This is a genomic window from Streptomyces nanshensis (genome assembly GCF_001751255.1).
GTDB classification, from domain to species: domain Bacteria; phylum Actinomycetota; class Actinomycetes; order Streptomycetales; family Streptomycetaceae; genus Streptomyces; species Streptomyces nanshensis_A.
Genome location: NZ_LJGW01000384.1, coordinates 1 through 22,565, shown reverse-complemented (window position 1 = coordinate 22,565; position 22,565 = coordinate 1). Strand labels below are relative to the sequence as shown.

Annotated in this window: 20 protein-coding genes and 1 pseudogene; 8 read left to right on the top strand and 13 right to left on the bottom strand. The window is 71.5% G+C overall.

Annotated elements, in window-relative coordinates; translation table 11 throughout:
• From AN218_RS23700 to AN218_RS23690, 3 genes are all read right to left on the bottom strand, one after another.
• The coding region (locus tag AN218_RS23700; protein ID WP_079132508.1) for a metal ABC transporter permease at positions 1-908 on the bottom strand (908 nt) is incomplete at its 3' end.
• Positions 905-1,696, bottom strand: a complete 792-nt coding sequence (locus AN218_RS23695) for a metal ABC transporter ATP-binding protein (protein WP_070018925.1) — start codon at positions 1,694-1,696, stop codon at positions 905-907. The genes AN218_RS23700 and AN218_RS23695, both read right to left, overlap by 4 nt.
• An 85-nt stretch (positions 1,697-1,781) precedes the next feature.
• On the bottom strand, positions 1,782-2,759 hold the full coding sequence (locus AN218_RS23690) for a metal ABC transporter substrate-binding protein (RefSeq protein ID WP_070018924.1): 978 nt from the start codon (positions 2,757-2,759) through the stop codon (positions 1,782-1,784).
• 192 nt (positions 2,760-2,951) lie between these two features.
• Between AN218_RS23690 and AN218_RS23685 the strand changes: the two genes are divergently transcribed.
• A complete protein-coding gene (locus tag AN218_RS23685) occupies positions 2,952-4,334 on the top strand; it encodes a glycine--tRNA ligase (protein WP_070018923.1) in 1,383 nt (460 codons plus the stop codon).
• A gap of 121 nt (positions 4,335-4,455) precedes the next feature.
• On the opposite strand, the gene AN218_RS23680 is transcribed toward AN218_RS23685, so the two are convergent.
• The 4 genes from AN218_RS23680 to AN218_RS23665 all read right to left on the bottom strand — a co-directional run bounded on the left by AN218_RS23680 (position 4,456) and on the right by AN218_RS23665 (position 7,618).
• Positions 4,456-5,103, bottom strand: coding sequence for a Uma2 family endonuclease (locus AN218_RS23680; RefSeq protein WP_338059638.1), 648 nt, complete (start codon positions 5,101-5,103; stop codon positions 4,456-4,458).
• A gap of 85 nt (positions 5,104-5,188) precedes the next feature.
• The gene (locus AN218_RS38435) at positions 5,189-5,995 is read right to left on the bottom strand and encodes a phosphotransferase family protein (RefSeq protein WP_244900634.1); all 807 of its coding nucleotides are present in this window, start codon (positions 5,993-5,995) and stop codon (positions 5,189-5,191) included.
• Between the two features lie 2 nt (positions 5,996-5,997).
• Positions 5,998-6,588, bottom strand: coding sequence for a TetR/AcrR family transcriptional regulator (locus AN218_RS23670; protein ID WP_070018921.1), 591 nt, complete (start codon positions 6,586-6,588; stop codon positions 5,998-6,000).
• A gap of 25 nt (positions 6,589-6,613) precedes the next feature.
• Positions 6,614-7,618, bottom strand: a complete 1,005-nt coding sequence (locus tag AN218_RS23665; RefSeq protein WP_070018920.1) for an aldo/keto reductase — start codon at positions 7,616-7,618, stop codon at positions 6,614-6,616.
• A 384-nt stretch (positions 7,619-8,002) separates the two neighbouring features.
• On the opposite strand from AN218_RS23665, the gene dusB reads away from it, so the two are divergent.
• Together dusB and AN218_RS23655 are read left to right on the top strand one after the other, a co-directional pair.
• Positions 8,003-9,172 carry a tRNA dihydrouridine synthase DusB gene (dusB, locus tag AN218_RS23660; protein ID WP_070018927.1) on the top strand — a complete coding sequence of 390 codons (1,170 nt, stop codon included), beginning with the start codon at positions 8,003-8,005 and terminating at the stop codon, positions 9,170-9,172.
• 98 nt (positions 9,173-9,270) lie between these two features.
• Entirely contained in the window at positions 9,271-10,329 is a 1,059-nt protein-coding gene (locus AN218_RS23655; protein WP_070018919.1) for a zinc-dependent alcohol dehydrogenase family protein, read from the top strand.
• Between the two features lie 39 nt (positions 10,330-10,368).
• Here AN218_RS23655 and AN218_RS23650 read toward each other — a convergent pair whose 3' ends face one another.
• The 6 genes from AN218_RS23650 to AN218_RS23625 all read right to left on the bottom strand — a co-directional run bounded on the left by AN218_RS23650 (position 10,369) and on the right by AN218_RS23625 (position 17,320).
• Complete coding sequence (locus AN218_RS23650) at positions 10,369-10,824, bottom strand: MarR family winged helix-turn-helix transcriptional regulator (protein WP_070018918.1); 456 nt, start codon at positions 10,822-10,824, stop codon at positions 10,369-10,371.
• 164 nt (positions 10,825-10,988) lie between these two features.
• On the bottom strand, positions 10,989-11,216 hold the full coding sequence (locus tag AN218_RS23645; RefSeq protein WP_070018917.1) for a dodecin: 228 nt from the start codon (positions 11,214-11,216) through the stop codon (positions 10,989-10,991).
• A gap of 168 nt (positions 11,217-11,384) precedes the next feature.
• Positions 11,385-13,511: an amylo-alpha-1,6-glucosidase gene (locus tag AN218_RS23640; RefSeq protein WP_070018916.1), complete on the bottom strand. Its 2,127-nt coding sequence runs from the start codon at positions 13,509-13,511 to the stop codon at positions 11,385-11,387.
• A 4-nt stretch (positions 13,512-13,515) separates the two neighbouring features.
• Positions 13,516-15,216 carry an MGH1-like glycoside hydrolase domain-containing protein gene (locus AN218_RS23635; RefSeq protein ID WP_244900632.1) on the bottom strand — a complete coding sequence of 567 codons (1,701 nt, stop codon included), beginning with the start codon at positions 15,214-15,216 and terminating at the stop codon, positions 13,516-13,518.
• Positions 15,213-16,013 (bottom strand): sugar phosphate isomerase/epimerase family protein, encoded by an 801-nt coding sequence (locus tag AN218_RS23630; RefSeq protein ID WP_070018915.1) that lies wholly within the window; start codon positions 16,011-16,013, stop codon positions 15,213-15,215. The genes AN218_RS23635 and AN218_RS23630 overlap by 4 nt, the downstream gene beginning before the upstream one ends.
• Before the next feature lie 260 nt (positions 16,014-16,273).
• Entirely contained in the window at positions 16,274-17,320 is a 1,047-nt protein-coding gene (locus tag AN218_RS23625) for a zinc-dependent alcohol dehydrogenase (protein WP_070018914.1), read from the bottom strand.
• A gap of 290 nt (positions 17,321-17,610) precedes the next feature.
• Between AN218_RS23625 and AN218_RS23620 the strand changes: the two genes are divergently transcribed.
• From AN218_RS23620 to AN218_RS38430, 5 genes and pseudogenes are all read left to right on the top strand, one after another.
• Complete coding sequence (locus tag AN218_RS23620; RefSeq protein ID WP_070018913.1) at positions 17,611-19,032, top strand: ABC transporter substrate-binding protein; 1,422 nt, start codon at positions 17,611-17,613, stop codon at positions 19,030-19,032.
• Between the two features lie 70 nt (positions 19,033-19,102).
• A complete protein-coding gene (locus tag AN218_RS23615) occupies positions 19,103-20,191 on the top strand; it encodes a carbohydrate ABC transporter permease (protein ID WP_079132507.1) in 1,089 nt (362 codons plus the stop codon).
• Positions 20,188-21,099: a carbohydrate ABC transporter permease gene (locus AN218_RS23610; RefSeq protein WP_070018912.1), complete on the top strand. Its 912-nt coding sequence runs from the start codon at positions 20,188-20,190 to the stop codon at positions 21,097-21,099. Before AN218_RS23615 ends, AN218_RS23610 begins: the two co-directional genes overlap by 4 nt.
• A gap of 8 nt (positions 21,100-21,107) precedes the next feature.
• Positions 21,108-22,316, top strand: a complete 1,209-nt coding sequence (locus AN218_RS23605) for an ROK family transcriptional regulator (protein ID WP_070018911.1) — start codon at positions 21,108-21,110, stop codon at positions 22,314-22,316.
• Between the two features lie 82 nt (positions 22,317-22,398).
• A pseudogene (locus tag AN218_RS38430) lies at positions 22,399-22,565 on the top strand (gfo/Idh/MocA family oxidoreductase); the annotation flags it as partial.

The window sequence follows — 22,565 nt, the reverse complement described above, 5'->3', positions numbered from 1 at the left end:
CGCCGGGCTCCGCCCGCTCCCTCGACGCCCGTTCCCGCCGTACTCGTCCCGGCTCCGCCCGCCAGCGCCGCCGCCTCGTCGCCGACGACGTGCGCCCGGCGCTTCGCCAGCGGCGCCGCGAGCAGCGTCACCAGCGCGAAGAGCGCGATCGCGAGGACGACGATGCTGGCGCCGGGCGGTACGTCCGCGTAGTAGGAGGTGCTCGTCCCGGAGAGGGTCACCGCGACCCCGAAGAGCATCGACAGCCCGAGCGTGCCCGCGAATCCGCGGGAGACCTGCTGCGCCGCGGCCACCGGGATCACCATCAGCGCGCTCACCAGCAGGAGCCCGACGACGCGCATCGCGACGGTGACCGTCACGGCCGCGGTCACGGCCAGCAGCAGATTCAGCACCCGTACGGGCAGCCCCGTCACGCGGGCGAACTCCTCGTCCTGGCAGACCGCGAAGAGCTGCCGCCGCAGCCCCAGCGACCCGGCCAGCACGAAGGCCGACAGACAGACGATGGCGAGGACGTCGGACTCCGAGACGGTGGTGACCGAGCCGAAGAGGAAGGTGGTCAGGCTCGCGTTGGAGCCGTTCGGCGCCAAGTTGATGATCATGACACCGCCGGCCATGCCGCCGTAGAAGAGCATCGCGAGGGCCAGATCGCCCCGCGCCCTCCCGTACCAGCGGATCAGCTCCATCGCGACCGCGCCGAGCGAGGCGACGGCGACCGCCATCCACACCGGGTTGGTGTTCAGCAGGAAGCCGAGCGCGACGCCGGTGAGCGCCACGTGCCCGATGCCGTCGCCCATGATCGCCTGGCGTCGCTGTACGAGGTAGATGCCCACGGCGGGGGCGGCGACGCCGACCAGCAGCGCGGCGATCAGGGCGCGCTGCATGAACGGATAGTGCAGCAACTCGGTCATACATGCGTCCCAGGGTCGGTGTCGCTGAGGGAGAGCCCGGTCCGTACGGCCGCCGCGGCCGCCTCGGCGTCGTGGTCGTGGTGCGGGTGGCAGGCCGGATCGTGGAAGCGCTCGGGGTCGGTGACGCGCTCGACCAGTCCGTCGCGCAGCAGCACGGCGCGGTCGATGAGCGGTGCGAGCGGGCCCAGTTCGTGGAGTACGAGCAGGACGGACGTACCGCGTGCGACCTGCTCGCGGAGCGTGTCCGCCAGGATGTCCTGCGCGGAGAGGTCCACTCCGGCGAGCGGTTCGTCCATGATCAGCAGCTCGGGCTCGGCGGCCAGCGCCCGTGCGATCAGTACGCGCTGATGCTGGCCGCCGGAGAGCGCGTTGACGGAGTCGCCGGCGCGGTGCGCGAGCCCCACGACCTCCAGGGCGCGGGCGACCGCGGCCCGGTCGCCGCGTCCCATCGGGCGCAGCTTCGTACGGGAGAGGCGCCCCGAGGACACGATCTCCCGTACGGTCGCGGGCACTCCGGCGGCGGCCGTCGAACGCTGCGGCACATACCCGATCCGGTGCCAGGCGCGGAAGCGCGCGAAGGGCGTGCCGAACAGCTCCAGCGAGCCCCCGGTGAGCGGCACCTGCCCGATGACGGTCCGTACGGCCGTCGACTTCCCCGATCCGTTGGCGCCCAGCAGCGCGACCACCTCGCCGCGGCTCACGCTCAGGTCGATGCCGCGCAGCACGGTGCGCGGGCCGAGCGACGCGACGGCGGAGCGGAGGGACAACACGGGCTCGGACGCGGCCATGGGCGGGCCCTCCTGAACGGACGGTCGGTACTGGGCGGTTGGAACGGGGCGTTGGGGACTGGACGTTCCGGGCGGGCGCGGGCGCTCAGTCGGCGCCGAGCGCGGTCTTCAGCGAGATCAGGTTCCGGTGCATGACCGAGAAGTAGTCCTCGCCCTTCTTCACGCTCTCCAGGGGGCTGAGTACCCCTGTCTTGAGGTTCAGATCGTCCGCGAGGGTCTTGGCGGTCTTGTCGCTGGCGCCGGACTCGAAGAAGACGGTGTCGACGTGGTTCGTCCTGGCCGTCTGGTGCAGCTTCTTCATACGCGCGGCGCTCGGCTCGGACTCCGGGTCGATGCCGGAGACGGCGGCCTGGTCCAGCCCGTACCGCTCGGCGAGGTAGCCGAAGGCGGCGTGCGTGGTGATGAAGGTGTCGCTCTTCTTGTGCGCCAGACCCTCCTTGAACTCGCCGTCGAGCGTACGGAGTCGCTTGGTCAGCGCCTCGGCGTTCTTCTCGTACGTCTTCTTGTGTGCCGGGTCCGCCTCGGCGAGCTTCTTGCCGACGCCCTCGGCGACCTGTGCGTAGCGGAGCGGGTCCAGCCAGATGTGCGGATCGCCGCCGGAGTGCTCCTCCTCGTGCCCGCCCTGCTCATGGCCGTGTTCGTCGCCGTGTTCGTGGCCGTGCTCCTCGCCGTGCACGTCCGAGCCGTGCTGTTCGAGCTTCACATACGAGGTCGCCTCGGCGACGTGCTGGGGCTGGGCCTGCTCGATCCCCTCGTCCACGGCGGGCTGGAGGCCCTTGAGGTAGACGACGAGGTCCGCCTCGCTGAGGCGGCCCGTCTGCTGGGGGCTCAGCTCCAGATCGTGGGGTTCCGCGCCGGGCTTGGTGAGGGATTCGGTCCGGACGTGCTCGCCGCCTATCTCCTCGGCGAGGAAGCGGAGAGGATAGAAGGACGCGACCACGTCCACCTTCCCCTTGGCCTCCGTGCCTCCGGAGTCGTCCGAGCAGGCGGTGAGGCCGAGCGCACCGACGCCGAGGGCGGTGGTGGCGGCGAGGGCGCGTATGAGACGACGAGAAGCGTTCATGACAGTCATTTTCAAGCTACTTGGAAACCATTGTCAAATGTGGGGAGTGAAAAAGTGCGGAGAACGGCTCGGCGGCAGGCATGGCTCGATCGCTGTAGCGGCCGCCCTGCCGATCGACGTACCGATTTGATCCGCCCCCCTCATGGATCGGTAACCTGAAGCATTCCGTCCGCCGTTGATGAAGAGAGCACTGTGGCCGCCGACAAGATCGACACCATCGTCAGCCTGAGCAAGCGCCGTGGCTTCGTGTACCCGTGCAGTGAGATCTACGGCGGTCAGCGTGCCGCCTGGGATTACGGACCGCTCGGTGTGGAGCTGAAGGAGAACATCAAGCGTCAGTGGTGGCGGGCCATGGTCACCTCGCGCGACGACATCGTCGGCATCGACTCGTCGGTGATTCTGGCGCCGCAGGTGTGGGAGGCGTCGGGCCACGTCGCCACCTTCACCGACCCGCTCACCGAGTGCACCTCCTGCCACAAGCGCTTCCGCGCCGACCACCTGGAGGAGGCGTACGAGGCGAAGCACGGGCGGCTCCCGGCCCAGGGCCTCGCCGACGTCAACTGCCCGCACTGCGGTAACAAGGGCGGTTTCACCGAGCCCAAGCAGTTCTCCGGGCTGCTCTCCACCTTCCTCGGCCCGGTGCAGGACGAGGGCTCGCGTACGTATCTGCGTCCCGAGACCGCACAGGGCATCTTCACCAACTTCGCGTCCGTGCAGCAGACTTCGCGCAAGAAGCCGCCGTTCGGCATCGCGCAGACGGGCAAGTCCTTCCGCAACGAGATCACTCCGGGCAACTTCATCTTCCGCACCCGTGAATTCGAGCAGATGGAGATGGAGTTCTTCGTCAAGCCGGGCGAGGACGAGTCGTGGCACGACTACTGGATGCAGCAGCGCTGGTCCTGGTACACGGACCTCGGTCTGAGCGAAGAGAACATGCGCTGGTACGAGCACCCGCAGGAGAAGCTCTCTCACTACTCCAAGCGCACCGCCGACATCGAGTACCGCTTCAACTTCGGCGGCAGTGAGTTCTCCGAACTCGAAGGCGTCGCCAACCGCACCGACTTCGACCTCACCGCCCACTCGAAGGCATCCGGGCAGGACCTGTCGTACTTCGACCAGGAGGCCGGAGAGCGCTGGGTCCCGTATGTGATCGAGCCGGCGGCCGGCGTCAACCGCGCGATGCTCGCCTTCATGCTCGACGCCTACATCGAGGACGAGGCGCCCAACGCCAAGGGCAAGCTGGAGAAGCGCAACGTGATGCGGCTCGACCCGCGTCTCGCGCCCGTCAAGGTGGCCGTGCTCCCGCTCTCGCGTAACGAGAAGCTGTCGCCGAAGGCGCGCGGCCTCGCCGAGACGCTGCGCAAGCACTGGAACATCGAGTTCGACGACGCCGGCGCCATCGGCCGCCGCTACCGTCGGCAGGACGAGATCGGCACCCCCTTCTGCGTCACGGTCGACTTCGACACCCTCGACGACAATGCCGTCACGGTGCGCGAGCGCGACACCATGAAGCAGGACCGCGTCTCGCTCGACCAGATGGAGAACTACCTCGCGGGCCGGCTGCTGGGCTGCTGAACCTCCGCTCCACCGCTCCCGAGGGGCCGCTTCCGCCACCGGCGGAGGCGGCCCCTCGTGTTTCCGGTCGTGTGTCTGGCCGTGTGCCCCCGTGGCCGGTCGGGGCGCAGGAGAGAGGGCGTCAGCCCGGCTCCTGTTCCCCTCCTCCCGCTCCCTCCGCGGTTTCCTCCACTCCCTCTGTGGTCGGCGGCGCGAATCCGCCGGTGTCCACCTTGCAGTCGAACGGCGCGGGAACGTGCAGCGTCTTCCCGAACGGAACGGTCGTGTGCGAGGTGTAACCCCGCGCGGACGGCTCCCAGAAGACGGTCGCCGACCTCTCCTCCATGTCCAGCAGCAGATAGACGGGCACGCCCGCCTCCCCGTAGACACGGACCTTGTCGCCCCAGTCGTCACCGCGCGTCGACGGCGACGTCAACTCCGCGACGAGCGTGAGCGCTTCCCCGTCGATGTACCGCTTCGTGGTCTCGAAGGCGCCCCGCGCCGCCACGTACACATCGGGCCCGTACGCGCGCTCCTGCCCGGGGAAGGTGAACAGGAACGGGGCGACGTCGACGATGTCGCCTTCCGGGGCGTGCGGCTCCAGTTGGATCCGGACGGACCGCATGATGGGCAGGTAGAACCCCTTCGACCACGGCGACATGACGATGCTCCCCCTGATGACCTCCGCCCGGTAGCCGTCGGGCACTTCCATGCGCAGCAGAGTCCGGCACAGCGCCTCGAAGCCGGGCGGGCCGTCGGGGGTCTCTATGGGCGTGGGTCGTTCCAGCATCACGGTCATGATGCGCCTTTCGTGCTGAGTGATCCAGTCGTCACCGAGAGTATCGACGCCCACTGACAACGGGCTCTCGCGCGGTTCAGCCCAGCAACTCCGCCAGCCGCGCCGCCTGTCGGCCGGCCGTACCGGGAGGGTTGCGGGGATGCTCGCCTGCCTCGTCGGCCCAGAGCAGAACGAGCCATACGAGGGCGAGGAGCCGTCGGCACTCACGCAGGCGGGCCGACTCGGCCGGGGTCAGATCGAACCGGGCCAGGAACGCCGGTACGTCGAGAGGCCCGCGCACCCAGGAGCCCACATGCTCCGTGATCTCCGCCAGCTCGAACGCGCGGTCGCTGCGCCCCGAATCCTCGAAGTCGACGATCCGTCCGCGGGCGCCGTCCCAGAGGTAGTTGGCGAGGTTGCCGTCGCCCCCGCCGAAGACCTCGCGGACGTCCCCGGGAACGTCCCGTACCCGTGAGCGGTCGAGCCATCGCAGCCCCGCACGCATCGCGGCGTCCACCGGGCCATGGGGGAGCGGGCGCACGCGGGACGTACGGGAACGCAGCCAGCGGGTCAGCGCATCGGGGCCGTCCGGCCTCCGTGGGACGGTGGCGAGGACCGGGGGCGGGAGCGCCGCGTGCAGCCGACTGACCGCTTCGGCAAGGGCGTCGACGGCCGCAGTCTGCTGCGCGAGGCCCCGCAGCGGATCGCCCGGCAGCCGCGTCATCCTGATCAGCGGCGCCGTGCCGTCGAACTCGGCCCCGAGGGGAACCGGGGTCAGACCGGGGGCGTGAGCGGCGAGCAACTCCAGTGCCCGCCACTCCCGTTCGGCCTCCGGGACGGAGCCCTCGCGGAAACGCTTCGTGACCTCGTACGAGGACAGTTCGACGGTGTGGGTGCTGTGCACCGTCAGGCGCGCAGGCCGCGGAGGACCAGTTCGCGGACGGATGCGAAGTCGTCCTCGATGCCCGGGCGGGACCACTCCGCGGCGTACGCCGGGTCGTGGAAGCGGCCCGTCGCGTGGAAGACCGCGCGGGCCGCCTCCGACGGGAAGCCGATCGACTCGCTGACGAACACGCCCTCGCGGCGTCCGTCCTCGATGATGCGGGCGAGCTGGCCGACCAGGTCGTCGATGTGGCCGTCGACGACGGCGCTCATGTCGCCGGTGAGCACCGTGTACGTCGCGAACAGCTCCGGGTCGTCGCCCGCCTTGCGCCGCTTGGCCTCGAAGAGGGTCTTCAGCCAGCGGTCGAGGCGCTCCTCGGCCGGGCCGCGCTCGGTGGTGAGCGGGGCGAGGAGTTCGCTGGTGCGGTCCAGCCAGCGCTGGGTGACGGCCTCACGGAGGGCGGCCTTGGTGCGGAAGTGCCGGTAGACGCTGCCGTGGCTGACGCCGAGGGCGCGGGCGACGTCGACCACCGTGGCCTTGCTGGGGCCGTAGCGCCGCAGCACCTCCTCGGTGGCCTCGAGAATGCGCTCCGGAGTCAGCGCTTCCGACACCATCGGGCCCCCTGTCTGGCTGTACTGGCTACTTCTCGCTGTCGAGGTGCGCCATCTGCGCCGCCGGATAGCGGTCGCCCGCGGCGGAGCCGGCGGGCACCGCGCGCTCGATGGCGTCGAGATCGTGCGCGTCGAGCGTAACGTCAAGCGCCGACAGCGACTCCGCCAGCCGCTCTCGGGTACGGGCGCCGACGAGCGGGACGATGTCCTCGCCGCGCGAGAGCACCCATGCGACGGCGGTCTGGGCGACGGTGACGCCCTTGCTCTCGGCGACGTCGCGCAGGGCCTCCACGAGGGCGAGGTTGCGGTCGAGGTTGTCACCGGAGAAGCGGGGGCTCATGGAGCGGAAGTCGCCCTGGGACAACTGCCGTTCGCGGGACCAGTTGCCGCTGATGAGCCCGCGCGAGAGCACACCGTACGCCGTGACGCCGATGCCCAACTCCCGGCAGACCGGCAGGATCTGCTCCTCGATGTCCCGGGAGAGTAGCGAGTACTCGATCTGGAGATCGCTGATCGGGGCCACGGACGCGGCCTTGCGGATGGTGTCGGCGCCCACCTCGGAGAGACCGATGTGCCGTACGTGGCCCGCCTGTACGAGGTCCGCGATGGCGCCCACGGTCTCCTCGATGGGGACGGCGGGGTCGAGGCGGGCGATGCGGTAGACGTCGATGTGGTCGGTGCCGAGGCGCTGGAGGGAGTAGGCGGCGAAGTTCTGCACGGCCTCGGGGCGGCCGTCGTAGCCGATGAAGCGGCCGTCGACGGTGCGCAGTGCACCGAACTTCACGCTGGTCAGGGCCTGTTCGCGGTGCGCGGCGGGCGCGGTGCGCAGGGCCTCGTTGATGAGCAGTTCGTTGTGGCCCATGCCGTAGAAGTCGCCGGTGTCGAGAAGGGTGACGCCGGCGTCGAGGGCGGCATGGATGGTCGCGACGGACTCGGCGCGGTCGGTCTCGCCGTAGAGGGCGGACATGCCCATGCAGCCGAGGCCGAGGGCGGAGGTGCGGAGGCCATTGTCACCGAGAGTGCGGGTCTGCATGGGCGCGCTCCTGGGAGGTGGGGTGCTGCGGGACGGGTGTCGGGACACGGGTTGGGTCATGTGTTGGGACACCTGTTGGGGGGTGAGTGCTGACGATGTTGGCATGACGGATGACAGATTTCAATATCTGTCATCCGTCATCTGTCAGGCGATGGTCGGCAGTCGGCAGTCGTCAGCCGATACCTGTCGTCCGTCATCTGCTATCGGTTCTCCGCCAGCCGCCAGCCGCCAGCCGCCAGCCGCCAGCCGCCAGCCGCCAGTCGTCAGCCGTCGCCCCCATCAGCCCCCCCCGTCAGCCCCCGCCAACTCCCTCACCCCCGCCCATGCGGGAGAATGGGAGGCCGTTCCACCGCCCCACGTCACGTCTCGGAGGACGCCGACGCCATGACGCCGCCGCTCCACATCGGTCCGCACACCGTCCAGCCCCCCGTGGTGCTGGCGCCGATGGCCGGGATCACGAACGCTCCGTTCCGCACCCTGTGCAGGGAGTTCAGCGGGGGCAAGGGCCTCTTCGTCAGCGAGATGATCACCACGCGCGCGCTCGTCGAGCGCAACGCGAAGACCATGCAGCTCGTCCGCTTCGACGACAGCGAGCGTCCCCGTTCGATCCAGCTCTACGGCGTGGACCCGGTCACCGTCGGCAAGGCGGTCCGGATGATCGCGGACGAGGATCTCGCCGATCACATCGACCTCAACTTCGGCTGCCCGGTGCCCAAGGTGACGCGCAAGGGCGGCGGTTCGGCCCTCCCGTACAAGCGTCCGCTGCTGCGCGCGATCCTGCACGAGGCCGTGGGCAACGCGGGCGGGCTCCCCGTCACCATGAAGATGCGCAAGGGCATCGACGACGGTCATCTGACGTATCTCGACGCCGGACGCATCGCCGTCGACGAGGGCGTCACCGCGATCGCCCTGCACGGCCGCACCGCCGCACAGCACTACGGCGGCACCGCCGACTGGGAGGCGATCGCCCGGCTCAAGGAGGCCGTGCCGGAGATCCCGGTGCTCGGCAACGGCGACATCTGGTCCGCCGACGACGCCCTGCGGATGGTGCGCGAGACGCGCTGCGACGGCGTCGTCGTCGGACGCGGCTGCCTGGGGCGGCCGTGGCTGTTCGGCGATCTCGTCACGGCGTTCACGGCGATCACGGCGGGGGACTCCGCGGGGGACCCCACGGGAGAACGCGCTTACGCACGGCCCTCGTTCGGCGAGGTCGCCCGCGTCATGCTGCGCCACGCGACGCTGCTCGGGGAGTGGCTGGGCGACGAGGCGCGCGGCGTGATCGACTTCCGTAAGCATGTGGCCTGGTACACCAAGGGCTTCTCGCTCGGTTCGCAGGCCCGCCGCCGTCTCGCGGTGGCCGCGTCGCTGGACGAACTGGCCGGGCTGCTCGGCGAACTGGACGCCGGTGAACCGTGGCCGGAGGGCGCCGACGGCCCTCGCGGACGCACCCACGGACGCAACAAGGTCGTCCTGCCCGAGGGGTGGCTCGACGACCCGTACGACTGCGCCGCGGGCGTCGGAGCGGACGCCGAGTTGGAGACCTCCGGGGGCTGAACTCCCTGCTCACAGCTTGGTCTTGACCAAGCCGAGTTTTATCCGGAACGGATAGGCAAGCGCGTGTGCACATCGCGTGACAGGGACAATCCCCTTCTGTGAAGGCCATCGTCTACGAGGAGTTCGGGCAGCACCCCGCGCTCCGCTCGGTACCCGACCCCGCACCGGCTCCAGGCGGCGTGGTGATCGAAGTCGATGCCACCGGCCTGTGCCGCAGCGACTGGCACGCGTGGCGCGGACACGACCCGGATGTGAAGCTGCCGCACGTCGGCGGCCACGAGTTCGCGGGCACGGTCGTCGCGGCCGGTTCCGGTTCGGGTCTGCCCTGGGTGGGACGGCGGGTGACCGTGCCGTTCGTCTGCGCCTGCGGTGCCTGCGCGCAGTGCGTCACGGGGAACCAGCAGGTGTGCGAGCGGCAGACGCAGCCCGGGTTCAGCCACTGGGGCTCCTTCGCGCAGTACGTCGCGATCGACAACGCCGAGGGCAACCTCGTCCCGCTCCCCGAGTCGATCAAGTCGCCCGCGGCCGCCGCGCTCGGCTGCCGCTTCGGCACGGCCTACCGTGCGGTCGTACGACAGGGACGCGTCAGCGCCGGCGACTGGGTCGCGGTGCACGGCTGCGGCGGTACGGGTCTGTCCGCGGTGATCGTGGCGGTCGCCAGCGGAGCGCGGGTCGTGGCCGTGGACATCTCGGCGGCGGCGCTGAAGGTCGCCCGCGATCTGGGCGCCGAGGCGACCGTGGACGTCTCGAACGTGGAGGACGCGGCGGCCGCCGTGGTCGAACTCACCCACGGCGGCGCCCACTTGTCCCTGGACTGCCTCGGCGATCCGCGTACGTGCTGTGCGTCCGTACGGAGCCTGCGCCGCCGGGGACGGCATGTGCAGGTCGGTCTGCTGGCGCCCGACGAGGAGGCGCCGCGGATCCCCATGGCCCAGGTGATCGCGCACGAGTTGGAGCTGCTCGGCAGCCACGGCCTTCCGGCGCACGAGTACCCGGCGCTGCTCGGGCTCGTCGAATCCGGCGTGTTCCAGCCGGAGTTGCTGGTGCGGCGCACGATCGACCTGTCGGAGGCGCCGGCCGCGCTGGTGGAGATGGACATACCCGTACCGGCCACGCCCGGGGTGACCGTCGTCAAGCCGGAGTCGCCCAAGTCCTGACGGGGTGCGTCCCGTACCGCGTGTGCCGCCCGGCGCCGTTCAGTGGTGCCAGGCGTGCCCGCCGACGTTGTGGATCATGCGTTGCAGCACCTTGAGCGCGCGTACGTACTCCTCGTCGGGGATGTCCGCGTGGATACGGGCACGCAACGACCGCTGGAGCACGGCCAGTTCGGCGTGGAGCGCCGCCCCGTCGCCGGTGAGCCGCAGCCGCTCGCTCTCGTCCTGGCGGGCCCAGCCCAGGGCCACGACGGTGTCCATCTCCGACTCCAGGGCGGAGCCGACGTCGAGATAGCCGCCCAGGACGGCTCTCAACTCCTCGCGTGTGCGGCCGTCTTCGCTTCCCGCGAGCTGAGCGAGCACCCACCACTGGGGCTGGCTCACGCCGCGTGCGGCGAGCGTCTTCCGGATGTGGCCGACGACGGCCTTGTGCGCGGCCCAGCTCCAGTAGCCGATCGGCTGGCCTGCGAGTTCGGTGTCGGGATGTGAGAACTCCATGGTCCGCTCGGTCCTTCCGTCGCGGTCTGCGGCTGATACGAGCGAACGTAGAAGTTCAACGGAAGTTGAAGTCAAGTGCCGTGGCGAGCCAGGGGGATGCGGCACGGGCGGGGCACGGCTGCCGTGCCGCATGGCCCTCGCCTCCCGGCGTCGGATGTCCCGCGTCAGGCTCCGGCGGAGTCGCCCTCCTCCAGGCGGAATCCGACCTTCATGCAGACCTGGTAGTGCTCGATCCGCCCGTTCTCGATCTGGCCGCGTACCTGTGTGACCTCGAACCAGTCCAGGTGCCGCAGCGTCTCCGAAGCACGGCTGATCGCGTTGCTGATCGCGGTGTCCACGCCCTCGTGCGACGTGCCGACGATCTCGGTGACCCGGTAGGTGTGGTCGCTCATGCGGACCTCCCGCTGGCGTCGTCCGTCCGGTCCGTTCCTCTGTTTGTTCCTCCGGACTGTTCCTCCCCGGTGCCCTTATCGGCCGGGTTTACGCTGCCGCGCGCCCGCCGTCCCCGGCCCGATGACGGGACCGGAGACGGCGGACCGGGGACGGGGCAGGCGCGGGCGTCAGACGCCCGCTGCGTCTCCCACGGCCGTGAGCAGCGCCAGCGGTGTGGCGGCGGCCCACGCCTGCGGGGAGCACGCATGCGGATACGGGACGGGGTCCGGGTGCTCGGCGCGGCCGTAGCCGGCGAGGACCTCGGGCAGCCGGTAGTTCTGCCGGGCGGCGGCCTCGGTCATTCCGGCGGCGAGCCTACGTGCCTCCTCGCGCAGCCCGTAGCGCGCCAGCCCGAGGGCGATGACGGCGTTGTCCTGCGGCCAGATGCTGCCCCGGTGGTAGGAGAGCGGATGGTACGGAGCCTGGCCGGCGGCCAGGGTGCGCACGCCCCAGCCCGAGAAGAAGTCCTCCTCCAGCAGCCGCCGTCCCACGCGCTCGCCGGCCTCCTGCCCGAGGATGCCGGACCACAGCAGATGGCCGGCGTCGGAGGCGAGGGCGTCGGCGCGCATGCCGGTGTCGTCGAGGGCGAGCAGCGGGAAGTCCTCGTCGGGCGTCCAGAAGTCGGACGCGAAGCGTTCGCGCAGTGCGGCCGCCGCCGTGTCGAGCCGTTCCGCGAGGGCCTCGTCCTGCCAAGCGGTACGGGCGAGCCGGGCGGTGCGGCACAGGGCGTCGTACGCGTAACCCTGCACCTCGGCGACCATGACGGCGCCGGTGGGCCGGGTGCCGTCGGCGGCGCACACGGCGCCCGGCGAGTCCTTCCAGTTCTGGTTGGCGAGGCCGCCCTCGTGGGCGTGGTAGGCGAGATAGCCGTGGTCGTCCAGGCCGCCGTGGGTGAACATCCAGTCGACGGCGGCGCGTGCGTGGGCTTCGAGACGGCGGGCGAGGGGCGCGCAACCGCCGTCCCCCTGCTCGCCGTTGGTGTCCTGGCCCTGCTGCCGCTTCTCCAACTCCTCGGTGTACGCGCCGAGAAGGATCAGAAAGAGGGGCGTGGCGTCGACCGAGCCGTAGTAGCGCCCGTACGGGACCTGACCGAAGTGGGCCAGTTCGCCGTGGCGCACCTCGTGCACGATCTTGCCGGACTGGGCGAGGCGTTCGGGCTCCTCGCTCTGCGCCTGGGTCGCGGCGAGCGCCAGCAGCGTGGACTCGGCGAGCCGCGGACGGTAGGGGAGGGCGAAGAGGGAGGTCAGCAGCGAGTCCCGCCCGAAGAGGGTGAGGAACCAGGGCACTCCGGCGCCGGGGACGAGCAGTTCCTCGCCGTCCGGGCCGTGTGCCGCGACCCGCAGTCCGGCCAGGTCTTCGAGGCCCTGTTCGCAGGCGCGGGCGAGCTGCGGCAGCTCGGTGTGCCGGGAGGGCAGCGGTTCCGCGGAGACGAACTCGTCGCTGCCCGCCCGCAGTCGGGCGCGTACGGCGGCGGGGTCGACGGGTGTACGGTCCGCCGCCGTGCCGTCCCGGCCTGTCTTCTGCCCGCCGCCCTGCTCCGCGTCCTGCCCGGTCCCCGGTCCCGCGGTCTCCGGTCCCGCGGTGTCCGGGTGCGGGCCGGTGCCGTGCGGGAGGGCCGTCACCCGGAGCGCCAACTCGGCGGTGCCGTGCGGCGGAAGCTTCAGCAGCCAGCCCAACTGCCGTGCGGAGCTGCCGGTTTCCTCGACGCTCTCCGGCGCGGGCTCGGCGGTGATGACCGTACGGGAGTGCCACTCGCCGCGCCGGTAGCCGAACTCGACGCCGTCCGGGCGTACTTCGTGCGTGCGTACCGTGTGCGGCTTGTCGTACCAGCGGTGGTCGGAGCGCAGCTCGAACTGGTCGGCGAAGTCCGCGTCCGCGGTGAGGGTCAGCCGGGCGGCGGTGGCCTCGCCGAGGTTGCTGGTGAGCCGGATGCGTTCGACCAACTCGCCCCGTGTCACGGCCTGTTCGCGGAAGACGGTGTAGGCGGGCGGCTCCTCGCGGGTGCCGTGCGGGGTGAGCACGGCCGTGCCGTTCTCGTCTCCCGCGGGTGCCAGTACGGCGGGGGAGGAGCCGTCGACGGTGAGCTGCCAGCGGCTGAGGTGCCGGGCGTCGCGTACGAACAGGCCCTCGGGGACCGCCCCTTCGGACTGCGCGCTCGGCAGCGCCCAGCCGGGAGGGGCGGTGACGTCGCCGGAGGCGCCCAGCACGGCGAAGGTGCCTTCGTGCACGAGCAGGCGGTGCTCGGTCGCATTCACAGGGTCAGGGTCCTTCCTCGGACTCGGTCGACTCGGGTGAGGGTGACGGTGGCGGGTTCGGGGGTGGTTCGTGTGCCGGTGACATGTGTCGGGGTGACTCGGACGACGGTGCCGGTGGCTCACGTGGGGTTTCTGCACGGCTCATTGACGTGATGGCGCCCGGTTGAACCTCCTCCCCGCACTCCTGGCCTGAATCGGGCCCCTTCAGCAGGTCCAGCGCCAGGGCCGCCGTCCAACTGAAGTCGCGGGTGCCGCGGCCGGTGCCCGTGTACGGGTCGAGATATTCGGCGAAGCGGGAGGAGGCCGCCGCGCCGAGCACGCCGGCGCGCAGCGCGTCCGCGTGGTCGCTCGCGCCGCAGCGCCGAAGTCCGCGCTCCAGCAGCCAGTTGACGTTGAACCACGCCGGTCCGCGCCAGTAGCGGTACGGGTCGAAGGCCGTGCCGCGCAGGTCGTAGCTGGGCAGCAGACGGACGCGCGTGCCCAGGCCGAAGTGGTCGCCGGTGACGGTGCGCAGCAGCGCGTCGGTGACGTGGGCGGGCAGGCCCGGTGCGATCAGCGGGACGAGCCCGGCGGCGCTGCGTTCCGCTACGAGGGCCCCGGGCGGCGCGACGTGTGTGTCGCCGGCTCCGTCGCCCGCTGCGGCGCCGCGGCCCGCGACGCGCCCCGTACGGCCTCCCGTACCGTCCCCGCCGCGCAGGTCCCGGCACAGGAACTGCCCCGCCTCCGCCGACCACAGCCGCCGCACCAGCGCCTCCGTCAGCGCGGCGGCGCGCTCGCGGTGGGGCGCCGGATCGCCGCCGAGTTCGCGGGTCATGGCGCCGAGCGCGTACTCGGAGACGATCAGCAGGCTGTTGAACGACGGGTCCTCGACGGCGAAGGGGTGCGGGGCGTCGGCGTCGCGGTAGCCGTGGTCGCGGTAGGCGGCGGCGAGCGCCACGTAACGCCCGTAGTCCAGGTCGGTCGGACGGTCGGCGGCGGCGCCGTGTGCGAGGTCGGCGCGGCGGAAGGACCCTGGCGCCGCGGGCGCGACACGCGCCAACGGCCCGTCCCAGCAAGGGCTGTTGTCCATGCCGGACTCCCACGGGTGCACGGCGGCCGCGAGTCCGCCGCCGCCCAGATCGCGCCGCTCGGCGAGATACCGGTGCCAGGCGGCAAGCCGAGGCCGTACGCGGGCCAGGAAGCCGCGGCGGCGGGAGGCGGCCGGGTCGGCGAGATGGACCAGCCACGCGGCGAGCGCGTGCACGGGCGGCTGGACGATCCCGGAGGTCTCGACGCAGCGCGGCGCCCCCGGGCCGCCGAGGGCGGCGGCGCCCGCCGTGGAGGAGCGCCAGAAGTCGGGGCCGGGGAAGTAAGCGCCGTACGGCACACGGGAGTTGAAGACGATGTGCGGGATGCGCCCGTCCGCCCACTGTCCGCCGAGCAGCGTCTCGACCTCGCGCTGGGCGCGTACGGGCGAGAGATGGCGCAGGCCGACGGCGACGAACGCCGAGTCCCAGCTCCACTGGTGGGGATAGAGGCCGTGGGAGGGCACGGTGGAGGCGCCCGTCCAGTTGCCCAGCAGCACCCGGTGCGCGCCGCGCCGCAGCCGGTCGCGCTCGTCGCGTCCGGGGAAGCGGTGCGGGGGCGGTGCGGATGCGGCACGGTCGCCGTACGCGCCGGGTGCGGTACGTGCCGACGCCGCTGCCGCCGACGCCGCCGCGCTCATGCGGCGGCCCGCGCGAGGAACGCCGGTACGGAGCGGACCGCCTCGACCGGATCGCCCGTCAGCCGGCATTCGAGGGCCAGTTCGCCGTCGTACCCGGCCGCGTCCAGCGCCCCGAGCCACGCGGGCCAGTCGAGGTGCCCGGCACCCGGCTGGAACCGGTTGGAGTCGCTGACCTGCGCGTGCCCGATGTGCGGTGCGGCGGCGAGCAGCGCCGCCGGGGGATCGGCCTCCTCGATGTTCATGTGGTAGCTGTCGACGCCGATCCGCACGGAGTCCAGCCCGGTCTCGCGGATCAACTCCACTGCCTGGCCCAGCCGGTTGACCATGTGGTCCTCGTACCGGTTGAGCGGTTCGAGGAAGAGGCAGACCCCTTCGCGCCGGGCGTGCTCGCCCAGCTCCGTCAGCCCCTCGAGCAGCACCTCGCGGTCCTCCGCCTCGCTGCGCGGCGGTTCGAAGGGCGGCAGCCGGCGCGAGAACATCCCGTACGAGGCGGGCGTCATCGCGCCCCGTCCGCCGAGTTCGCCGATGACGGAGAGCTGCGACGTCATCTGCTCCACGGCGTCCCGCCGCAGCTCCGCGTCGAACGCGCCGAGGAAGTGCGGCATCTCCACGCACACCGTCGGCATGACGACGCCGTCGGCCAGCGCACGGCGCAGCTCCGGCAGCCGGGAGCGGAAGTGGAAGTCGCCTCTGCCGCGCAGTTCGATCGCGCCGTAGCCCGCGGACTGCGCGAACTCCCACTTCTGCTGGAGGGTTTCGCCCGGCAGTAGCTGCTCCTGGCAGGCGGTTGTGAACATCGAAGGGCCTTTCGCGAGGTGCTCGTCGGCTGTGGGCGGGTGTTGCTCGGCATGGCTGTGTCGGTACGTCGCTACGTCGGTACGTGGCGTGGGGTCGGTACGTATGCGGCGGGGCGGACGGGACGGGACGGACGTCGCGGGCGGCGCTCGGGTCCGCGCGGCGCGGGAGGGGGACGAACTCCCGCCGCGCACCGGCGCGTTCACCCGGCTCCGGCCCCGGCTCCCCTCGGGCCGCCGTCACTCGTCCGTCGCCGCCCCGCTCAGAACTCCAGGACGACCTGGAGCGCGTCCGCGGGACGCTCGTCGAGCAGCTCGTACGCCTCGGCCGCCGCCGCGACCGGGACGACATGGCTGACGAGCGGCTCCACCTCCACCTCCCCCTCGGCGACCAGCCGCAGAAACGTGCGCTGCAGCCGCTCCACGCTCCACCGCCCGGACAGCTCCTGCGGCACGCCGCCGATCTGCGAGCAGACCAACTGCACCCGGTTGTGGTGGAATTCGTCGCCGAGCCGCAGCCCCGTCCCCTCGCCCTGGTAGAAGCCGGAGGCGACGACGCGTCCCCCGACCGCGACCGAGCGCAGCGCCTCGTGCAGCGCGGGATAGGCGCCGCTGATCTCGACGGCGGCGTCCGCGCCCCGGCCGTCCGTCGACTCCCGTATGCGCTCGGCGACGTGGTCCTCACGGGCGTCGAGCGTGCGATGCGCTCCGTAGCGGCGGGCGACGGGCAGCCGTACGGCGAGCGCGTCGACGGCGGTCACGCGGGCGCCGCTCAGCCGCGCGAGGCGCGTGGTCAGCAGACCGATGACCCCCTGCCCGAACACCGCGACGTCCTCACCGAGGTGGACGCCTGCGGCCAGCACGGCGTTGTACGCGATGGCCCCGACCCGGGCGAACGCCCCGGCGACCGGCTCGAGTCCGGCGGGCAGGGTGTGCCCGACGAGCCGCTCGGCCGGTACGACGCCCTCGCTGCGATGGCCCCAGATGCCCCACACCACGTCGCCGACCGCGGGCATGCCCGGCAGATCCGCCGACTCCGGTGAGATCTCGGTGACTTCACCGACCTCGGAGTATCCCCAGCCGGCCACGGGGTGGACGATTCCGGCCGCGCCGTCGCGGAAGAGCCGGGCCTGAGCGTCCCATGTGCGGGTCAGATACGGGTTCGTGCCCCGGTACGCGGTCAGTTCCGTACCGGCCGATATGCCCGAGTAGAGCGTACGGAGGCGCACATGGCCGGAGGGCAGCGGCGCGCTCTCGTGCTCGGCGACCTCCACCTCCCGCGGGCCGGTGAACTGGACGACTTGCTCCACAACGCACTCCGAAGTCTCGGTTCTCTCACGGGAGTTCTGACGGGTTCCGGCGGGGTCCGGCGGTCCGGCGGGGTCCGGCGCGGGCTCCCGTCGCCGGTGTTCAACGGGGGTCTTCGATGCCCGGCCCCTCAAGTTCCGTCGAACGTACAGGAGAGTTACGTCTTGTTAAAAGACAGAAGTGGTGCTGAGATGCATGGCCATACAGCGGAAGTCCGGAGGCGACCCGGAAGGCGACCCGGACGACGGCCCCGACGGCAACCCGACGGCAACCCGACGATGACGAGGCGGACATGCGGATACGGACGCGGCGTTGGAGCGTGAGGAGAGCGGTCGCGGCCGCCGTGGCCGTGACGTCGAGCGCCGCGCTGCTCGCGGGATGCTCGGCGGACACCCGCACGGGGCCCGCACGGGCGGACGGGAAGATCACCGTCTGGACGCTGGAGAATCTGCCGGCCCGCATGGCGGCGGAGAAGAAGATGATCGCCCGCTTCGAGAAGAAGAGCGATGTGCGCGTCGACCTCGTGGGCGTGGACGAGGGCCAGCTCCCGCAGTTGATCATGTCCGCCGCGGCCTCCGGCAATCTCCCGGACGTCATCGGTTCGCTGCCGCTCGGCCAGTCCTGGCAGATGTACGGCAACGGGCTGCTGAACACCGAGGCCCCGGCCGACATCGTCCGCAAGCTGGGCCGCGGCACCTTCGACGCCAACGCCCTGCGGCTGACGTCCGACGGCCGGCACCGGCTCACCGTCCCCTCCGACGCCTGGCTCCAACTCCTCGTCTACCGCAAGGACTTGCTGAAGAAGGCGGGACTGCCCGCCCCCGACGACTACGACTCGGTGCTGGGCGCCGCGAAGAAGCTCGACCGGGGCCGGATGCACGGCGTCTCCCTGGCCACCGACCCCTCCGACCCGTTCACACAGCAGAGCTTCGAGGACCTCGCGCTCGCCAACGACTGCCAGCTCGTGGACGGAGGCAAGGTCGCGCTGGACTCCGCCGCCTGCCGCCGCACCTTCACCGCGTACGACCGGCTCGCCCGCGAACACGGCGCCCCGGGCACGCAGACCGTCGACACCACCCGCGCCACCTACTTCGCGGGCCGCTCGGCGATGATCGTCTGGTCCTCGTTCCTGCTGGACGAGCTGTCCGGGCAGCGCGCGGACGCCCGGCCGAGCTGCCCCGAGTGCAAGAAGGACAAGGGGTTCCTCGCCGAGAACAGCGGCATCACGACGGCGCTGAAGGGCCCGGACGGCACGAAGCCCGTCCAGTTCGGCGAGATCACCTCGTGGGCCGTGACCAAGACGGCCGAGACCCGTGCCGCGAGCGACTTCGTGACGTACATGCTCAGCGACGGCTACGAGGACTGGTTCGGCATGGCGCCCGAAGGCAAGATCCCCGTACGGCAGGGGACTTCGCGGGACCCGGACAAGTACACCCGCGCATGGCACTCCAGCCCTCTCGGCGTCGAGGCGGAGGTCCGCAAGCCGCTGGACGCCATCTACTCCGACGAGCTGCTGGACGAACTGGCCGACGGCGTCGGCGTGATGCGCCGCTGGGGCTTCACCGAGGGCGAGGGCGCACTCGTCGGCGCCACCAACGGCGAACTGCCCGTGCCCAAGGCCCTCGGTGCGATGACCAGCGGCCAGACCACACCGCGCGAGGCGGCCCGCGAGTCCCAGGACGAGGTCGACGCGTTGCGGCAGTCCCTGCGGTGAGCGGCGCCCGCGCCCGCGTCCCGCGCACCCACACCGTCCGAGGTCCGTACTCACCCGAGGTCCGCACACCATGACGCATCCCACGACCGCCGCACCGGACGGCTCCCCTCCGCCGGGCGCGGCCTCCGGCACCGACGCCGGCACCGACGCCGGCACTGGTACCGGCAACGCTTCCGGCGCGGACGCCGGTCGCCCCCGCCACCGCACCGGCCCGCGCCGCCCCCGTACCGCGAGCAGCCGGGAGAACCGCGCCGGACTGGCCTTCGTCACCCCCACCCTCGTGGTCGTGACGGTCGTCGTGGTGCTGCCGATCCTGTGGACGGTGCTGCTCGCCTTCCAGGACGCCCGGCTCGTCGACATCCAGGGCATGGGCCTGCTGGGCGACTGGTCGCTGCGCAACTTCGCGTCCGTCTTCGCCTCGCCCGGCTTCTGGACCAGCCTGTGGACCACGCTGCTCTACACCGCCGGTTCGACGGCCGGGTCCATCCTGCTCGGCCTGGTCGCCGCGCTGGCGCTGCGCAGGCCGTTCCGTGGCCGCGGCCTGGTGCGCGGCTCGATGCTGCTGCCGTACGTGGCACCCGTCGTCGCCGTCGCGTTCGTGTGGGAGATCGCCCTCAGCCCGCAGTTCGGCGTCGTCAACGAGTGGGGCGCGAAGCTGCTCGGCTGGGACGACCCGGTCGCCTTCCTCTCCACCCGCTCCTACGAAGTCTCCCTGTTCGGGCTGGACTTCGAGCTGCCGCTCGCGCTGCTGACCGTCATCGCCTTCGAGACCTGGCGCTATTTCCCGTTCGCCTTCCTCTTCCTGCTGGCACGGCTCCAGGCGGTGCCCGGCTCGCTGGAGGAGGCCGCGAAGGTCGACGGCGCCGCGCCCACGCAGCGCTTCCGGCACGTGCTGCTGCCGCAACTCATGCCCGTCGTCGCGCTGTTGTGTGTGCTGCGCTTCATCATGGAGTTCAACAAGTTCGACGACGTGTATCTGCTGACGGGCGGCGGCTCCGGCACCGACGTCGTCGCCGTACGCGTCTACGACTTCCTCACCGCCCGCTTCGACGTGGGCGCCGCCGCGGCCCAGGCGCTCGTGCTCGCCGTGATCCTGATGGCCCTGCTGGGCCTGTACTTCACGTTCTTCGGCCGGAAGGTCCAGGAGGAGCGCTCATGAGCGACGCACCCACGACCGCACGGCGCCGCCCCCAAGTCGCCTTCAGCAGGGCCCGGTTCGAGGAGCGGCTCTTCGGCGTACTGCGCTGGGTCGTCATCGCCTTCCTGGCCCTGATCACGCTGGCGCCCTTCTACTACATGCTGCTGCTGTCGGTGAAACCCATCGACGCGCTGCTGCTCGACCCCGGGCAACTGTGGGTCTCCGCCAAGGAGTTCACCCTCAGTACGTACGACGAGGTGCTCAAGCCGACCGCCGAGGGCGGCCAGGGATTCCTGGGCATGCTCTACAACTCCGCGCTCGCCTCGATCGGCGCCGTGGTGCTCACCCTGCTCGCCGCGATCCCCGGCAGCTACGCGGTCAGCCGGCTGCGCTTCTTCGGCGGACGGCAGTTGAGCGCGCTCTTCCTCGCCGTCTACCTCTTCCCCGCGACGCTGCTGGCCGTGCCGCTGTTCGTGATGTTCGCGAAGATCGGGCTGCAGGGCAGCATCGTGGGCCTCGCGATCGTCTACATCGCGCAGACCGTGCCCGTCTCGATCTACATGCTGCGCAACTACTTCGCGACGATCCCCGTCAGCGTCGAGGAGGCCGCGGCGCTCGACGGCTGCTCGCGGCTCCAGACGATCCGCAAGGTCGTACTGCCCCTGGCCGCACCGTCGTTGACGGCCACCGGCCTCTACATCTTCATGATCGCGTGGAACGAGTTCCTCTTCGCCCTGCTCTTCCTCGCCGCGACGCCCGAGAACTGGACGGTCTCCCTCGGCCTCCAGCAACTGGCCAACGGCATCGAGGTGTCCAAGACCGTGCTGATGGCAGGATCGGTCGTGCTGACCGTCCCCGTGGTGCTCCTCTTCCTCGCCGCGGAGCGGCTGCTCACGGAGGGCCTCACCAGCGGGGCGGACAAGAGCTGAGGACGTGCATGACCGGGAACCAGGCCAGTGCGGGACATCTGCTGCGGCTCATCCGCGACGGCCGCGCCACCACACGCGGCGCGCTGCAACAGGCCACCGGGCTCTCCCGGTCCACCGTCGGGCACCGGCTCGACCAGCTCTTCGCCGCGGGCTGGCTGCGGGAGGGCGAGGCGGCGCCCGTCGCGGGCCCGGGAGGCGGACGGCCGTCCGTGCGGCTGGAGTTCGACGCGGAGCACGCCGTCGTCCTCGCCGCCGACCTCGGTACGCACGACACCAGCGCGGCCGTGGTCGACCTCGCCGGCACCGTACTGGCGGAACGCTCCGCGCGGATGCCGATCGCCGACGGGCCCGACCACGTACTGGACGCGCTGGCACGGTGGTTCGCGGAACTGCTCAAGGAGACCGGCATACCGCACGAGCGCGTGTGCGGCATCGGCCTGTCCGTGCCGGGCCCGGTCGACTGGGCCTCGGGCCAGGTCGTGCAGCCGCCGATCATGCCCGGCTGGGACGGCCATCCGGTCCGCCGCCGCCTCCAGGAGGCATGGACGCGGCACATCTCCGCCGATCTACCGCCCGTGCCCGTACTCCTCGACAACGACGCCAACGCCATGGCGTACGCGGAACAGCGCGCCGGACACCCCGACTGCGCCGCCTTCCTGCTGGTGAAGGTCTCCACGGGCATCGGCGCCGGCGTCGTCGCCGACGGCCGCCTCTACCGCGGAATCGACGGCGGCGCGGGCGACATCGGCCACATCCGGCTGCACGACTGCACCGAAGCGCTGTGCATGTGCGGCTCGTTCGGCTGCTTGGCCGCCGTCGCCAGCGGGCGCGCGCTGGCCGCGCAGCTCACCCGGGCCGGAGTCGCCACCGACTCGGCCGCCGGCGTCCGCGACCACCTCGCCGCGGGACAGCCGGACGCGGTACGGCTCGCACGCGAGGCGGGACGCCGGGTCGGCGAGGTGCTCGTGACCGTCGTGACGGTGCTCAACCCCGGGGTGCTGATGATCGCCGGGGACCTCGCCGGCACACCGTTCCTCACCGGCGTACGGGAGTTGCTCTACCAGCGGGCCATGCCGCGTACGACGGCACATCTGAGCGTCGTCACCTCGCGGCTCGGCGAACGGGCCGGGCTGCTGGGCGCCGCGGCGATCGTCGTCGAGGACCTCTACTCGCCGGAACGCGCGGACGCCCGCCTGGCCGCACTGGCCTCCGGCTGACCGGGGCCGCGCGCGGGCGGTCCCAACACCCCTGCACGGGCCCGCAGTTCGGCGTGCTCGCGCCCGTACGGAAGGAACGCTCATGACCGAGCCGACAGCGCGGACCGGTCCGTCGGCGCCGTGGACGGGCGACCCGGTGCGGGTCGGCCTCGTCGGAGCCGGGCCCTGGGCCCGTACGATGCACGCCCGGATGCTCGCGGCGGGCCCCGAGACCGAACTGGCCGCGGTCTGGGCGCGCCGCCCCGAGGC